Source organism: Opitutales bacterium (assembly GCA_013215165.1).
Lineage (GTDB): Bacteria > Verrucomicrobiota > Verrucomicrobiia > Opitutales > JABSRG01 > JABSRG01.
In genome coordinates this window covers 1-15,762 of the sequence record JABSRG010000073.1, presented here as the reverse complement: position 1 = coordinate 15,762, position 15,762 = coordinate 1, and the positions used below count along the sequence as shown (strand labels likewise).

General features: G+C 50.0%; 12 protein-coding genes. 6 read left to right on the top strand and 6 right to left on the bottom strand.

All coding sequences use genetic code 11. The features are described 5' to 3' along the window. Positions 1-40: 40 nt before the first annotated feature. The 6 genes from HRU10_13530 to HRU10_13505 form a co-directional block, all read right to left on the bottom strand. Entirely contained in the window at positions 41-391 is a 351-nt protein-coding gene (locus tag HRU10_13530) for a sulfatase-like hydrolase/transferase (protein ID NRA28251.1), read from the bottom strand. 31 nt (positions 392-422) lie between these two features. After that, the gene (locus HRU10_13525) at positions 423-3,218 is read right to left on the bottom strand and encodes a phosphoenolpyruvate carboxylase (protein ID NRA28250.1); all 2,796 of its coding nucleotides are present in this window, start codon (positions 3,216-3,218) and stop codon (positions 423-425) included. Between the two features lie 116 nt (positions 3,219-3,334). Continuing rightward, positions 3,335-4,609, bottom strand: coding sequence for a pyruvate dehydrogenase complex dihydrolipoamide acetyltransferase (locus HRU10_13520; protein NRA28249.1), 1,275 nt, complete (start codon positions 4,607-4,609; stop codon positions 3,335-3,337). A 39-nt stretch (positions 4,610-4,648) separates the two neighbouring features. Further along, positions 4,649-5,623, bottom strand: coding sequence for an alpha-ketoacid dehydrogenase subunit beta (locus HRU10_13515; protein NRA28248.1), 975 nt, complete (start codon positions 5,621-5,623; stop codon positions 4,649-4,651). 6 nt (positions 5,624-5,629) lie between these two features. Beyond that, the gene (gene pdhA, locus HRU10_13510; protein NRA28247.1) at positions 5,630-6,697 is read right to left on the bottom strand and encodes a pyruvate dehydrogenase (acetyl-transferring) E1 component subunit alpha; all 1,068 of its coding nucleotides are present in this window, start codon (positions 6,695-6,697) and stop codon (positions 5,630-5,632) included. A gap of 71 nt (positions 6,698-6,768) precedes the next feature. After that, positions 6,769-7,254 (bottom strand): NUDIX domain-containing protein, encoded by a 486-nt coding sequence (locus HRU10_13505; GenBank protein NRA28246.1) that lies wholly within the window; start codon positions 7,252-7,254, stop codon positions 6,769-6,771. 71 nt (positions 7,255-7,325) lie between these two features. On the opposite strand from HRU10_13505, the gene HRU10_13500 reads away from it, so the two are divergent. The 6 genes from HRU10_13500 to HRU10_13475 form a co-directional block, all read left to right on the top strand. Continuing rightward, positions 7,326-7,892, top strand: a complete 567-nt coding sequence (locus HRU10_13500; GenBank protein NRA28245.1) for a hypothetical protein — start codon at positions 7,326-7,328, stop codon at positions 7,890-7,892. Between the two features lie 52 nt (positions 7,893-7,944). After that, a complete protein-coding gene (pilM, locus tag HRU10_13495) occupies positions 7,945-9,690 on the top strand; it encodes a pilus assembly protein PilM (protein NRA28244.1) in 1,746 nt (581 codons plus the stop codon). An 88-nt stretch (positions 9,691-9,778) separates the two neighbouring features. Further along, positions 9,779-10,690 carry a hypothetical protein gene (locus HRU10_13490; protein NRA28243.1) on the top strand — a complete coding sequence of 304 codons (912 nt, stop codon included), beginning with the start codon at positions 9,779-9,781 and terminating at the stop codon, positions 10,688-10,690. Next, complete coding sequence (locus HRU10_13485) at positions 10,683-11,621, top strand: hypothetical protein (GenBank protein ID NRA28242.1); 939 nt, start codon at positions 10,683-10,685, stop codon at positions 11,619-11,621. Before HRU10_13490 ends, HRU10_13485 begins: the two co-directional genes overlap by 8 nt. Positions 11,622-11,686: 65 nt before the next feature. Continuing rightward, entirely contained in the window at positions 11,687-14,230 is a 2,544-nt protein-coding gene (locus HRU10_13480; GenBank protein NRA28241.1) for a hypothetical protein, read from the top strand. Between the two features lie 19 nt (positions 14,231-14,249). After that, positions 14,250-15,762, top strand: a 1,513-nt coding sequence (locus HRU10_13475; protein ID NRA28240.1) for an Ig-like domain-containing protein, incomplete at its 3' end; no start/stop codon positions are given.

Genomic DNA, 15,762 nt, shown 5'->3' with positions numbered 1-15,762 from the left:
TGACTTCCTTGATCGGAAGTCCGCCAGAGCCAACCACTTTTTAATTTTTTAGCGCATCCCTATGGGATGGCTGTGAATTAAAGTCTGTTTTATTAGCCCAGCTTACGAAGTAACCGTCCGATCTGAGTTGCTCAGTGAAAACTTTTGGGGCGTTTTTCAGGGAGGAACGCATGTGATGGTTTCCCAAACTCCATTGATATCGGCCAGTCGCCATGCAGCCGCGGCTAGGAGCGCACACCCCAGCGGTAGAAAAAGCCAAATCATACCGGCAGCCATCTGCTGCTAGGCGATCTAGATGTGGTGTGTGGGCATCAGTTACTCCATAACAGCCTAGATGTCTCCCTGAATCCTCTCCTTGGATGATGATAAAGTTGGGTTTGTTTGAATTCATTGTCTGGGCGATTTTTTGAGACAGTATGGAGCTACCCTGTCGTTCTCAATCCGGATGCGATCGCATTGATTGAAAGCAGCACGCGTGGAAGGATGTCTTTTTCGCTATCTGTATCGTTTGCTTCTCGGTAGCCGCGCCATTTTTTGATGAGATCAATTTGCTCGGCATGGAGCACGCGCAAGGCTTCTTCGCGGAGTGCGAGTGTTTTGGTCATTCGGGGGCGCCGTTCGTTGTATGCCTTGCCGAAGACTTTGTTGAGGTATTCGGCAGTGAGCGCCATCTCCTCGGAAATGATGCCCATGAATTTCTCTCTTACTGCTGAGTTCGGAACCAGGCTTGCATAGTCGCTCATGATTTTTGAATCCGCGGATGCCAAGCTGGTTTCCACGTTGGTGAGGACGTATTTGAGAAGCGGCCAAGTATTGAGCTTTGTTTGCAGGGCCTCGAAGCCTTCTGGATTATGAGTCTCAAGATTTTGGAGTGCGGTGCCGACACCGAACCATCCTGGAAGGTAGAATCGAGATTGATACCAACTGAAGACCCATGGGATGGCTCTGAGGTCGCCCAAGGTGCGTTTGCCTGTGCGTCGAGCTGGGCGCGAACCGATGGCCGAGTGTTCTAAGGCATCCACGGGGGTGGCGAAATTATAGAAATCCATGAACTGCTTGGTGGTGAGGAGGCCTCGATATTTCTCAGAACTGTCGTGAGTGAGCTGTTCGTAGATGTCTTTGAATTCGGGTTCCGAATCATCCGGCTTCGGATTCGCCAGGCTTGTTCCTGTGGTGCAGGCGAGGAGTAATTCAAGGTTGTGGGCTGCCGTGGCGCGGTTGCTGTATTTTTGCGCGATGGTCTCGCCTTGCTCAGTAAGACGGAAATCTCGATTTACACACCCGGAGGGCAGCGCCTCCATAAAGCGGTGGGTTGGGCCAGCACCACGCGAGATTGTGCCGCCTCTTCCGTGGAAGAATTGCATATTCACCCCATGCTTGGTGCCGACTTGGGTAATGGCACGCTGTGCGGTGAAGAGTCCCCATTGTGACGCTAGGATTCCGGAGTCTTTGTTGGAATCGCTGTAGCCGACCATGACTTGTTGGACTGGCGTAATCGACGGGTGGATTCCCTGACGATTTGCAGCCGTTTGCACCAACGGGAGGCTGGCTTGAGTGACAGGATGTGCAAGGAAAGCATCCATGATCTCGGCTCCATTACGAAGATCGTCTAGGGTCTCCAGTAGAGGTACGACTGGGATGCGGCAGACGAGCTGGCCATCGCTGTTTTTGTAAGTGATGCCTGCTTCGCGAGCTAGGACGTAGACTGCGAGAAGGTCGGAAACTTGTCGCGTCATGCTCACAATAAACGAACCGATGCCGGCGGTGCCGTATTGAGCGATGTGCCTTTCGAGGACACGGTAGCAACTGAGGACCTTATCCGCCTCCGTGCCGTCTTTGGCGAACTTGTAGACAAAAGGGCGTGGAGACTTCAGTTCTTCGCTCAGAAAAGAAACGCGTTTGTCCTCAGGCCAATCGGCGAAATTTTCTCCATCGGGAATGCTTGCTGCAGAGAGGAGCTGGCTGATGGCTTTATCGTGAAAAGCGCTGTTTTGTCGGATATCCAGGGAGGCGAGGTGAAATCCAAAAATATGGGCAAGGCGGATAACGGGATCGACATCCTGATATGCGATAGCCTCTGCGCCTATTTCGGTGAGAGAACGGCGCAGGAGTTCGAGGTCTTCAATCAGTTCTGCGGCGATAGTATAGTTTTCTTGGCGTTCATCGAGTGATATGTCCGATGCGTGCTCGACGTTGATGGGCAGCTTTTCACGAATTAGCCCGGCAAAGACGCGCCACGGTTCGAATTGGGGATTGCGGTTCAGGATGTGTGCTGCCCGGGCATCGAGCTCTTTACTCAAGCGTTCCACCGCTTCGATTAAAAACTTGGGTGGCTCTTGAAGGCGCGCAGAAAGTGATAGTTTGCGTGGTAGGTCAGCCAGTTGCCGATCCAGCACTTTCAGGGCGCTTAATCGCATCTCGGCCAGCGTTTCCTCAGTGACTTGAGCGGTCACAAAGGGATGGCCGTCTCGGTCGCCCCCAACCCAAGATCCGAAGCGGAGCTGGGGTCTTTGAGTGGGGTGTTGGATCAGATTAACGTCAAATCCATGGGCTTCCCAAGCTTGTTCCAGGCGTTCGTCCAGTTGAGGAATTACCCGAGGAAAAGCCTCGCGGAAATAGAAGAGCATACCCTTGCGCTCATCAGCGACTTCGGGCTTGGTGAGACGTATTTCACCGGTACGCCACAGGCGCTGTAGGTTCGTCTTGATGGCTCGGCGGATGGTCTGTTGCTCGTCGGGGCTGTAAACCGTGTTATCGCGTCGGTTGAGTAGGCGGTAGAGCTCGGAGTGTTGTTCGAGTACTGTCGACCGTTTTGCTTCTGTTGGGTGCGCCGTGAGCACGGGCTCAACGCGAATGAATGGCAGTTCTTCTGCGATTTTTTCCCCAGTGTAGCCGAGGTCTTTGAGCCGCTGTATCTCTGCATACCATAGGCCTTTCTCGCCGTTGCTTTTAGCATCGCTCTCGCGTTGGCGGCGGGTTTGAAGTGAGACCATTTCCTCGACCATGTTGAGGAGTTGGAACGCGATGGTGTATGCTTGGCCTAGTCGCCAGGTGTGTGCTTCCTCGGTCAAGCCAGTATAGCCGTTCCACCACGGCAGAGCAGTCGCTAGATGAGGCTCCCCCACTTCGTTGAGAATTTCGTGAAGGCAGTCGATGAGGAAGGTGAGATCGCTGTCGATCTTCTCGAATCCTTTCTCTTGGATTGGGTCAGTGGGCATAGTGGTCGCGTCTAGCTGGCTGAATTTAAGGCTTTAAACGAGCGAAAGCCCCGTGGCCCTGTTTTGTCAACAAAGCCCGAGGCTTTCGGGAAAAGAATCAGAAATGAGACCTCCGTTTATGCGAGGATGAGTGCTGGAGTCTCGAGTATGTCTCGCAGGCTGCTGAGGAATTCCGCTCCGTCAGCTCCATCCACAACGCGGTGGTCACAGCAGAGTGCGAGATTCATAATTTGGCCAGGAACGACGTCGCCCTTTGGGCTGATGACGGGTTTGGCCACCGATGCCCCTACGCAAAGAATAGCCGCGTCAGGCGGGTTGATAATGCCGAAGAAATTGGAGATTCCCAGGCGGGGCATACCCATATTTGAGACGGTAAAGGTGTGGTTACTCATCTCGGCAGGGGTGAGTTTCTTGGCCTGGGTTTTCTTGATAAGAGCTTTGGCCTCCTGGCTAATGGTGCGGATGCTTTTCAGGTGAGCGTCCATGATCGTTGGCGTAAGTAGGCCGTCAGGGATCGGTACGGCGAAAGCCATGTTGACCGCATCATGGTATTGAATGTGGTCTCCCATCCAGGACGCGTTGAGCGATGGGACTCGGCGCAGAGCTTCTGTCGCTGCTTTAAGAATGAGATCGTTGACCGTGAGTTTAACGCCCTGAGACTCTAATCCTGCGTTGAGCTCACCGCGAAATTTGATGAGGGCTGTGGCATTAACCTCGATGCTGAGGTAAAAGTGCGGGATCTGTGTTTTCGATTCGAGCAGGCGGCGGGCGATTGTTCCGCGCATATTGGAAACGGGGACGGACTTGGCCTCCTGAATACCGGCTCCTGAGTAAATGACAGGCGCTGGCGCGGCTGCTGTCTCGCTGGCAGGAATCGGTTTGGTGTTTTCGACGTCCGCTTTCACGATACGACCGTTGGGACCGCTGCCGGTGATTGAGGCCAGATCGATGCCTTTTTCAGCAGCGATTTTCTTAGCAAGGGGAGAGGCTTTAACGCGACTATCTGAACTGCTAGGTGCCTGAGTTGTTGCCGCGATTGTAGTAGGCTCGGGGGCTGTGGGTGCGGGGGAAGCGGAGGCTTCCTTTGGCGTCTCTTCAGCAGCTTCTGTTTTCGGAGCAGATGAACTGGTTCCGACTTCTGGAATGTCTTCACCTTTTTCTCCGATGGCACAGATCGGAGCACCGATATCTACCTGTTCTCCCTCGGCGACGTAGACTTTGAGGATGATGCCATCTTCAAAATTTTCGACCTCCATCGTTGCCTTGTCGGTTTCGACTTCGGCAATCATGTCTCCCGATGCAACGGGGTCGCCTTCTTTTTTGAGCCAGGTGACGAGCGTTCCCACTGTCATGGTGTCGCTCAGTTTGGGCATTTCGATAATTGTAGCCATGGATAGGTTTTAGAGTGCTTCGTGGTAATTTTTTGGAGTTTAGAGCATAGAAAGCACGCGCTTTACGACGAGATGGGCATCTGGAATTTGGATTTTCTCCAGAGGCATGGAGTAAATCTGGGGAGCGTCGAGCGAGGAAATTCGTCCAATCGGAGCATCTAGGTAATCGAACGCCTGTTCTTGGATTGTGGAAGCGATTTGAGCACCGACGCCGCAGAAAGGCTTATTTTCTTCAAGCACCAAGCAGCGGTTTGTCTTTTTGACTGACTCAACCATAGTCGATTCGTCGAGAGGGCGGATCGAGCGCAAGTCCACGACTTCGACATCAATTTCATGTTGCTCCTCAAGGATGTTTGCCGCTTCAAGTGCAGTCATGACAGCTCCGCCGTGACAGATGATCGTGATATCTGATCCGGAGCGCTTGATGTCTGCCTTACCTAGAGGAACAATATAGTCGTCCTCTGGAACTTCCCATTCCACGCCATAGAGCGATGTGGACTCCATGAAGAAGACCGGATCGTTGTCGCGGATCGCAGCTTTCATCATTCCTTTGGCATCGTAGGCAGTAGCCGGGTAGACGACCTTTAATCCAGGGAAATTTGCCGCTTGGTTCTCGGGTGTGTGCGAGTGTGTTGAGCCGACGTTAGTACCGCCATTAGCAGGTCCACGGATAACAATTGGGCAATTGATCGCACCACCAGACATGTAGCGTACTGCCGCGGCATTGTTTACCATTTGGTCCCAGGCCACATAGGCGAAGCTGTAAAACATAAGTTCTACGACAGGGCGGATACCTAACATAGAGGCACCGATTGCCATGCCGATGAAGCCAGCTTCAGATATGGGCGTGTCGACCACACGCTTGTCGCCGAATTCTTTCCAGAGTCCTTCGGTGACTTTATAAGCGCCATTGTATTGAGCGACCTCCTCGCCCATGAGGACGACGTTCGGATCGCGTTGAATTTCTTCTGCGAAAGCTTCATTGAGAGCTTTGCGGTAAGTGAGTGCAGGCATGTCGGCTTAGCTTTCGAGAGAGTTGAAAAAGTGTTTTCCGGTTTTCCCGGCATCGGTTTGGTTGTCCACTTCCCAATATACGTCCGTGAATATCTCCTCGGCAGGAGGAAATGGGCTGTTGTCCGCGAATTCGACTGAGGTTTTTGCCTCTTCTTTAGCTTCCTTGGTGATGGCCTTGGCAGCGTCTTCCGTGAGAATTTTTTCTTCGATGAGCTTTTGTTCGAACAGGTTTATGGGGTCTTGGTTCTTTTTGTAGTTTTCGATCTCCTCTTTGGTGCGATATTTTTGGTGGTTCGCATCGGCTATGGAGTGCCCGTAATATCGATATGTGGTTATTTCTAGAAGAGTTGGCCGCGATTCTTTGTGTGCTCGCTCGATGGCTTTTTGAGTTCCGGCGCGCACTGCGTAGAGGTCTGAGCCGTCGATAATATCCCAGTCCATGCCATAACCTTCTGCGCGCGCTGCCAAACCCTCTTTGGGATGGGCAGATGAGCGCACTTGTGATGTGCCCATGGAATATCCGTTGTTTTCGATGATGTAGACAACAGGCAGATCGAACAGAGCTGCCAAGTTTAGTGATTCATGGAAAGCGCCCTGGTTGATAGCACCGTCGCCTAAGAAACACATGCAGCAACCTGTTTTTTCTTGGTATTTTAGGGCATATGCGATGCCGGCACCGAGAGGCGTCTGGCCTCCAACGATTCCGTGCCCGCCCCAGTAATTTTTATCAGGTGCGAAGAAGTGCATCGATCCTCCCTTGCCCTTGGAGCAGCCCGTGTATTTTCCATACAGCTCTGCCATACATTCATTCATGTTCATCCCCACTGCCAAAGCATGGCCATGGTCGCGGTATGCGGTGATGACGTGATCGTCATCTCCCATGAGTGAGACTGTGCCGACCGCGGTCGCTTCTTGTCCAATATATAGATGTAAGAAGCCGCCCATCTTTCCGCGCTGATAGCCTTGGAGAGCGTGCTGTTCAAAGATTCGGATGCGGACCATGTCGTGGTAGAGACGTATCTTGTCATCATCCGACAGGGACTTGTTTATCGGTGCCTGAGAGTAATCCTCCATAAGAAAGTATTCAGGTGAATTGCGCCGTTTAGCAGCTTTGATGGCCTGAAAGAACAAAAAGGGATGGTGAGTTACATTGATTCTTCAATCTCTATTTCGAGGTTGTCGCCCTGAAAGTCCGCGTGAACGCAGGTAAATCCAGTTCTTTTCTCATCGAATAGGGGCCAAACCAGTTCGCTGTCGCCGGGTGGAATGGGAAGCGACTCGATCTCTGCACGAGAGAACCACGAGAATGTCCCTTCGTCTATGGACTTTGGAAGTGCCTCGAGCGGAGGGATGACGTGGAAAAGGAACATGAGCCAATGCGTTGCTCCTTCATAGCCGCGCTCGCTTACCATTCCGAAAAGATGTATGTCATTGATGCTGAGTTGCATACCTGTCTCCTCGTATGCCTCCCTTACGGCACACTGATGTGCGGATTCGCCGGTCTGGGTCTCGAGCTTTCCACCTGGAGGGCTCCACATTCCGAGATTTGGAGCTTTCTTTCTTTCAATCATTAGTAAGCGATCATCTGGGTCCGTAATGAAAAGAAGAGTACTGATCTTATGTGGCTTCATTCGCTATTTTGTTGGGATTTAGGGTTGATCGAATTCAGCCTGGTTCGTTATCGACATCCTCGCAAACGATTATGCTTCGAATTACTTTGACCCTTCTGCTCACACCACTGGCACTTTTTGGAGTAATTGAACTCCGGAGTATCGACTTTGATCAGAGCCGAGACGATTGGAATATCATTACTATCGAGTTACGTTCAGTCCGCGATGACACAGAGTCTGGCTACGATAACAACATTAAGGTCGTCCCGCATCTGAGTTATCAGCTGGCAGACGGTTCATTTACTTATTATAGATCTTCGGCCGAGGTGCTAACGGTCAAACATGGTGATTCTTTTGTCGTTCCTTTCATCCTCCCGGGACCCATCGTCGAGCGAGATCGGCTCAGGGCCGAGCCTTTTGCATTTTACATAGAAATCATAGTTGATGGTGAAGCTCTAGCCTTTAGCCCAGATTTCGTGTCAGATAATATCCGCGGAAACGCCGAGGCGATCCGTTCACTAAAACAGCGTTCTGAGGGACCGGAGGGTCAACAGAATGACGGAATCCTGCGACCTTTTTATATCAATCCTGGAGTTTTGGGAGGCAACCTCCGTGGACTGCCCATATTCAGACGCCCTGAGGGATTTCCTGTTGACTGATTCTCTATCAGCACCTTTAACCGCCAATTAGCGGTTTCAATACCCCTGCCTAATGACTTCCTTTACCCCTCTTGCCGTGCACTGTGGTGCGAGTAACCTGTGTGTTGCTGTATTCGATGAACAGTCGGACGGAAAACATATGCTTTCTCAGCTCATTTCCGAAGAGCTAGATTATGACATATCTTCTGATGACGATTGGCTTTCAGCTACCATTGTTACGCTGAAGGAAATCGTTGAGAACAACAAATTGAAGGGTAAAAGCGCGACGCTCGTTTTACCTGGATTTCGTCTGCTGACAAAGTCGATCAAGATTCCCCATGTAGACGAGTCTCAGAGAGCCCAAATTATAGCTTTTGAAGCACAACAGAACATCCCGTATCCGCTGCATGAGGTGGTTTGGGACAGCGAAATCGTCGGTGATGATGGCATTGAAACGGACTGCCTGTTCATTGCTGTAAAAAATGATTTTATTCTCAGTTTTGTTAATCAGCTTTTTGCGATCGGATTAAATATCCAACAAGTAACGGCGGCTTCGATCCTCGATTACAACGCAGTGAAAGCATCTTTGGGTGATGCTTCTGATAATAAGCTTCTCATCAATGTGGGAGCCCGGGCCTCGAACCTAATTTTCTTTTCCGAAAACGGTTTCTTTATTCGCAATATTTCACTGGGTGGGAATTCGCTGACCCAACAGATCGCCGATTCGATGGGCGTCTCGTTCAACAAGGCAGAGTCCTTTAAAGTAAAATTTTTCTCTGGAGCGGAGTCCTTTGCTGAAGATGATCCTCACGTGAAGATGGTTTTGGGTTGCGCGCAGCAATTCATGCAGCGGATGAGCACAGAAATCACGCGCTCAGTCGTCAATTATCGCCGTCAGAACAAAGGGAAGAGCCTCGAGGGAATCCTTTTGACTGGGCGAGGATCTTTGCTGAGCGGCTTCTCTGAATATCTCGCCGAGAAACAGAAGGTATCGATAGATTACTTCGACCCTATCGATTCGATTAAGCTGAGTGATTCTCTGGCGGCGAACGACAAAATGAGTATCATGCGGTTTCAACTTTCTGAAATCGTGGGGGTCGCAAGCCACGCTCAGCTTGAAAGTCCTGCATTCGCGGATCTACTCCCTCAGCACATACAAGCTGAAAGGGTGCTGAATAAGCAGAAGCCGCTCGTTTTGGCGGGCCTTAGCTGTCTCGCTGTAGCAAGTTTTTTACCCTTCGTTTCGATGTCAGGTGCTGCCGATGCACTTGAACGTAACCAGTTAGCCTACAGCCAAGCTACACCTGCCTTCCGAGCGACATCTGACGAAATTTCAGCCATCCAAGCCGAGGCTGAATTGGTCGCGGAAAAGATCAGCAAGTTAGAGACACTGACCCAGTCGCGTTTCAATTGGATTTTCTTTTTTGATGAATTGCAGGCATCGTTGAACTCTGTGGGTGACACTTGGCTCGATGATCTTTTTGTAGACCGGACCCAGGTTGTCGAAACAGTAGAGAGCAGCGAGGAGTTTGATGACTTCGGCAACCCGTTGGTATTGGAAAAATTAACGACCAATTACTCTCTCACCATTTCAGGAAGGATTTTATTACGTGATGATGCATCGCGAGCACTTACTGGAGATACAATTGACCCTAGAGCTATCTCGAATCGACTGAGGTCTTTGACAAACGAACTTATCCAAAGTGAATTTTTCCTAAATGCTTCAGATCCAGAAATAGACTTTTCGGTTATTGATGAAGGTCTTAATCTGTTACCCTTTAAGGTTACTCTAAATGTGGACCCGAACCGTCCACTATAGCATGGATTTTCTGAAAAAACATCCTCTCTTCAGCTCTTTGTGCGGGTTGCTTGTTGTCGCAGTGATAGCGGGCTCTGTAATGTCATTTATGGCCTCATCTCGCTTGGGGAAGGCAACGCGTGCAGCAGAGCGCGCCGAACGTGATTACCGATCTGCTCTTTCGATGTTTCCGACTCCGGTTGCGGGGAACCTAATGGCCGCTGAGGCTGGTCTCGCTGCCCTTGAGGAGGCCTATGCAGACTCTGTAAGTCGATTGACTTCAGATAGAAAGATGGAGCTAGAAAAAGACCCGGTTATCTTTCTTCCTGTCCTTCAAAAGTATATCAGAGACTTCACCAGAAGAGCCGAACAGGATCCAAATATCACTGTCGTTGAGGAAGAAGGGTTTGGGTTTTCTAGGTATGTAGGGCAGGCTCCTACGCCGAGCCGATCGATTGTTGAAGAGTTGGACAAACAAAGACAGGTGCTGACTTACATCGTTTCTCGGCTTTTTGATTCTGCTTCCGATTTCTATCCCATAGAGGTTAACCGAATCGCACGACAGCACATTGAGGTGGATGCATCACGCCGCGAAGCAGTGCTCAAGCGCATGAGTAACCCGCGTAGACGCCTGCGTGCGCAAGGCGATCATTTCGAGATTCTACCCGCCGTTTCTGCTTCCATCGATGGGGCTGTTTCGACATTGGCATTCGAGGTTAGATTTTCGGGATATACGGAATCACTGCGAGCGTTTCTTTCGTCCCTCGCTTCCTTCGACCTTCCGGTCGTCGTCAGAAGTATCGAGGTGCAACGAATTGAAGAAGAGCAAGATACAATAGATCCATCCGCTGCAGGCCTTTCTCAACTTCTTGGAAGTAGTGGATCCAGCCCAAGCCAAGCCGATGCCTCACAAAAACCTGTTGTAGATAATAACACGAGCGAGTTCATTGTGACCTTAGAATACGTTGAAGTGGTGTTAGCGCCAGGAATCGAGACAGCGGAGGAGGTGGCAGATGAATAAGTATTTGGGTATGATTATTTTGGTCATCGGGATTGTGGTGCTCGCCGTTGTAGTTGGCATGACTTTGTTGGGTGGGGTTGAGATTGCGGACCCTCGAATCAACACGCCTGTTGACGCACCGCTTTTAGTAGAACTAGACACAATCGAAGTTCCGGTATTCCCAGAGTTGTCACCCTCATGGTCAAAACCTCAACCTCAAGACAGTGACGAGCCTCTATGGCTATTTGGAGTGTTCACGCCTCCGAAAATTTTTATAGATCGTGATGGGAGTTTTTCTGCCCAGCCACCTGCAGTTCCTACAGCTCCAGATCCATTTGGTGTCAGGTTTTTGGGCCTTACCAAAAAAGAATACCGATTTCAATTTGAGGGATATGTTCAAGAAGATCCACTCGATTCCAAAAAGAGCCTGGCGCTCATATTTGACAAATCAGGGGTAGATAGCCTCACCCAGACCATCCGTGCCAGGATCGGTGACGCACTACCCGATAAAGGGGCGCGTATTGAAGATATCATCATTAAAAGGGAATTTAACGATGATGGTGTCATCATGGTGACTGAGCGTCTGGTCATCTTTGATGAAAGACTTGGTGAGTCTGTCAGCCTTAACATGGGAGAGGTAAAGTTTTTGGATGAATTCACGCTCGGCTTTGAATCGACAATTACGGCTGAGCGCGTTGAGGTGGAGTCTGGCTCACCATCCTTTTTATTGAATGGATACACTTATACCATCGACGAGATCGTTGATGAGGGTAGAGCATCCGTAACGCTTACAAAGCTGACCCCAGATGATGATGTTTTAGACGAAACAGAGACACTTCTCAGCTCATCAATTGAGACCATTCAAAGTCCTGGCACCAGTCCTGAGTCTATTGGGAGTCAGCAGGACGCCACCCAACAGCCCGAGTCTATCTTCAATGCTTTTGATCTATAGTGGTCTTTTTCCAGCATAGCCCTTTTTAATCTAATTCTCTGCTCTAACTATATAACTAAAATCCAGTGATTTACCTGCTTGCCCCAAAATTCTTCAGGCACTGGACAGTAGCTTTTGCTACGGTCGTATTCGCCTCAAGTTCCTTATTTGCTCAATCAGACTCTTCTGGTGATACCGAAGACTTAGATCGACTCATCCGTGAAGCAGAAGCGGCGCAGCAGCGCCTGATAGAAGAGAGTAACACTGATATTACCGCTGCAGAGTTAGCTGCCGGAAACGGAGAGTTTGCAGAGGCTCGTCGTTTGCTAGAAGGGGTTGCTAGAAGGCTTGTTCCTGGTCCTAAGACCACGCCAACGATTGAAAGACTTGAAGCTGCCAGAGAACGGGTCAGCATTTTACGTATTGAAGATGCGGTGGTAAATCAGGATTTGGCTGGTGCAGAGTCCATGATCACCTCGCACCGCCAGACCTACGGGAATACCGAGCAATTAGCAAAAGTAGAGGAACGTTACAAGAATGCTGCTACAGATCCTAGCTTGGTTCCAATTGAGAGCGTGAGTCCAGAATTCGTTCGCGATCAGCGGCTCATCGAGGACTTTCTTGTTACCGCCCGTGTCCAATTTCTCAATGGGGACTATGCAGGTGCCTCACGAACTCTAGAAAATATCGAGGTATTGGATCCTCGGAACGCCGCTGCTAAACGCTTCCAAGAGATAATTGCCAAACGTCAACGCGAAGCTATCGAGATATCTCGCTATCGCACTCGGGCCGAGATGATCGGAGAAGTTTCTGAATCTTGGAGTCGGCCCCGCGTCTCTACGGATCGGATTGAGGAGGAGACAAGTGTGGCGATTCAGAATCAGGAAATTTTGGAAAAACTCCGCGAAACAAAAATTCCTCGAGTTTCCTTCACAGGGCAGAGCCTTTCTCGTGTTCTACAGACACTCTCTGAGCTATCCATTGAATACAGCCCGAAGGATGTTGAAGGCAATTCACTATTCGTTACTCCGGGAGTTAATATCATCCCTGGTTACCAGGTCAATGAAGCAACGGACCCCAAAGTGAGTCTCACTGTCTTCGGGCTATCGCTCGAACAGATTCTTCGCCTTGTTTCACAACAGGTTAACTACGAATACAATGTCCAGCAGGATGTCGTAACGATGCGTCCCAGTTCCAATTCTGGCGGCCAAGAAAGTTTAGTGACAGAGTTTTTCCCAGTTTCACGTGCTACGGTCCTGCGTCTCACTGGCGGTGGGCGTAACCAAGGCGGCGGTGGATCTGCCGCCGCGGTTGTGGATCCGTTTGCACCTCCTTCTGTTGCTTCGCCCTTTGGCAACGGAGGTGGCGGAGGTTCTGGCAGCGAAGATGAAGAACGGCTCAAAGGCTTTTTCGAGCGGGCCGGTGTGCCTTTCACCACAGTCTCTGGTGCAAGTCTTGCGTTTGATGGCACTCAGCTGATTGTCACTCAAACAGTTCAAAACGTAGAGAAACTCAGAAATATCCTCCGGAGATACGACCAGACCAAACAGGTCGAGATCGAGGCAAAGTTTCTCGAGGTGAATGAGGGGGCGTTGGAAGAACTTGGATTCAGTTGGTCCATCACTGGAGATGGACGTCCACAGTTCGACTCAAATGGTAACGTGATAATCGGGTCCGACGGTTTACCGCAGTTACTTTACGATAAGACCTTCAATACAAGTCCTCAGACAGTTAACGACAGGTTCAATGTCGACCCAGATAATACTACTACGACGATCACAACAAACACTAATCAGCGAGAGCTATCGAACGCACCGCCAGTTTTCCCAAACTCACTTGATTTTGGTTCGGGATCGAGTCCCATCGGTGCGATCGTCGGGACAATCGGAAGCGCAGACGTGAGCGTTATGATCAATGCCCTCGAACGTGCCTCAGGAAGTGATCTTATGAGTGCACCCCGACTGACAGTGTTGAATGGAAAGACGGCACAAATCACTGTGGCCCAGGAGTTAATTTATCCAGAAAGTTATAGAGATATCTCAGCAACTGCTTCAGGAGGAGGAAATAATACTAACAATACCGGGGGCTCCTCATCGATTGCGATCACAGCGGGAACTCCACAAGATTTTACCTCAAGGAACGTCGGTGTCGAAATGGAAGTGACACCGACTGTGGAAGATAACGATAACATCAGCTTACTCCTCGAGCCAAAAGTCACCGAATTTGAAGGTTTTGTTGAATATGGCGGACCGAGTGTGGCGATCTCCGGAAACAGTACAGCCACTGTTCCACCGGGCTTCTATCAGCCAATTTTTTCTACGCGAGAGGTAAGGACTGAGGTAACCATCTACGATGGTGCCACAGTCGTGATTGGCGGTCTCGTTCGTGAGGAGGTCAAATTTGTCGAAGACAAGGTTCCCTTTCTTGGTGATATCCCCTTGGTCGGCCGCTTGTTTCGAAATGAAGGCGAGTCCAGCTTGAAGCGAAATCTTATGATTTTCGTTACCGCCAACTTGGTCTCCCCCGGAGGCTCTCCAAGCCGCCAGGCTTACCGCGGCATCGAAGCAAATGCGCTCTTCCAAAACCCAGTAATCTCTACGCCTGGCGGCAATGTTGAGCGCAATCGTTAATCAAAATTTCATTTCGAAAATGATCAATTTCTCCTCTTTAAATTTACTCAAAATTGTATGCGTCACAGTTTTTGGACTAGGTTCCCAAGGTCTTTTTGCATTGGATCCCGATGTATCCATAGCGGGCGGCGACCGCACGGTCTTCATTGGCGGAAGTTTCGATATCGGAGTCGCGGCGAGTGACCCCGATGGTTTTGTTGTGAGTATCGACTTAGACATCTCAAATGGTTCCGGGGACTCACTTATTACCGATAATGATGCAACCTTTCCTTTTTCATTCTCTATTGGTGCAAATCAGCTAATCCAAACCGGGAATTATATCGTTACCGTTACCGCAACTGATAATGACGGCGATCAGGAGATGGCCACTGCGACCTATACAGTCGTTTCTACAAGTCCTGTCGTTGTTATCGAAGATCCGGTCGACGGAAGAGACTTCTCTCTTGGCTCGAGCTTCACTCTGGACGTCCGCACTATTGATATCGATGGAAACCTAAATGAGCTCACACTCGAGCGATCGGGTTTTCCCATTGCTACGGTTACCCCAAGTGCAACTGGCGGCACGAATAGTTTCACCGTAGCGAATGATTCAGTAGGTAATTTTACTCTGACGGCTACTGCGCGAGACGATGCTGGGAACATAACGGTCTCTGACCCAGTTATCAATTATTCTGTTAGCGATTCTGTCGCGCCGACGATCACACTCCTGTCTCCTGCAGATGGTTCTGAATTTTCTGTTGGGACGTCTGTAGAGGTCTTCTTCTCTGCGTCTGACACTGACGGCGTTGTGGACGAAGTAATTCTTTTCCGAGGCAATTCGATTGAAGCGAGCACAACGAGTGTCGGGACAACGAACAGCCTTTCCTTGGTAAATGTACAGCAGGGGGGAGTGTATGATTATACACTCTATGCGATAGATGAAGACGGTATATCATCAACCGCAGCATCCTTTAGCTTAGAATTTACCATTCCGGCCGCCCCTCTCGCGAGTGTTTCTAGCCCTTCAAGTGGCGACGCTTTTAAGGTCGGTGACACCGTTACGATAAATGCTAGTGTGACATCCTCAGGTCTAGGGATTTCTGGTGACGTCACTGTAGACTTCTTTATAAACGACGTATTACTCGGCTCAACGTCTACATTTCCCTATCAATTTAATTGGGAGCCTATTTCTAGCGGCACGTTCGACATCTCAGTGAGTGCTACTGAGACAGGCTTCTTCGAAGGTCCTCGATCTGCTGCAGTGACCGTCAGTGTCACCGCGAATCAAGCGCCTGAAGTAGATTTATTTGTGCCTAGCGAGGATATAACAGAGGAATCGGCAATCACACTTTCAGCCTTCACTACAGATGTAGATGGATCAATCACTGGGGTATCATTTTTCGCTGACGGTGTGTTAATTGGCAGTGGAGTAGATTCATCTGGGTCCGGCAATGCATTTACGATCCAATGGATCCCATTAGGCACAGGAACCTTTGAAATAACTGCGGTCGCTACCGATGATTCCGGAAATAGGACCACCTCAACTGGTTTCG

What these genes read in the sequence shown, in the direction of transcription:
- HRU10_13505 (NRA28246.1), bottom strand. Translation starts at nt 7,254, where the DNA reads ATGAAGCCACATAAGATCAGTACTCTTCTTTTCATTACGGACCCAGAT.
- HRU10_13520 (NRA28249.1), bottom strand. Translation starts at nt 4,609, where the DNA reads ATGGCTACAATTATCGAAATGCCCAAACTGAGCGACACCATGACAGTG.
- HRU10_13485 (NRA28242.1), top strand. Translation starts at nt 10,683, where the DNA reads ATGAATAAGTATTTGGGTATGATTATTTTGGTCATCGGGATTGTGGTG.
- pdhA (NRA28247.1), bottom strand. Translation starts at nt 6,697, where the DNA reads ATGGAGGATTACTCTCAGGCACCGATAAACAAGTCCCTGTCGGATGAT.
- HRU10_13530 (NRA28251.1), bottom strand. Translation starts at nt 391, where the DNA reads ATGAATTCAAACAAACCCAACTTTATCATCATCCAAGGAGAGGATTCA.
- pilM (NRA28244.1), top strand. Translation starts at nt 7,945, where the DNA reads ATGACTTCCTTTACCCCTCTTGCCGTGCACTGTGGTGCGAGTAACCTG.
- HRU10_13500 (NRA28245.1), top strand. Translation starts at nt 7,326, where the DNA reads ATGCTTCGAATTACTTTGACCCTTCTGCTCACACCACTGGCACTTTTT.
- HRU10_13515 (NRA28248.1), bottom strand. Translation starts at nt 5,623, where the DNA reads ATGCCTGCACTCACTTACCGCAAAGCTCTCAATGAAGCTTTCGCAGAA.
- HRU10_13525 (NRA28250.1), bottom strand. Translation starts at nt 3,218, where the DNA reads ATGCCCACTGACCCAATCCAAGAGAAAGGATTCGAGAAGATCGACAGC.
- HRU10_13490 (NRA28243.1), top strand. Translation starts at nt 9,779, where the DNA reads ATGGCCTCATCTCGCTTGGGGAAGGCAACGCGTGCAGCAGAGCGCGCC.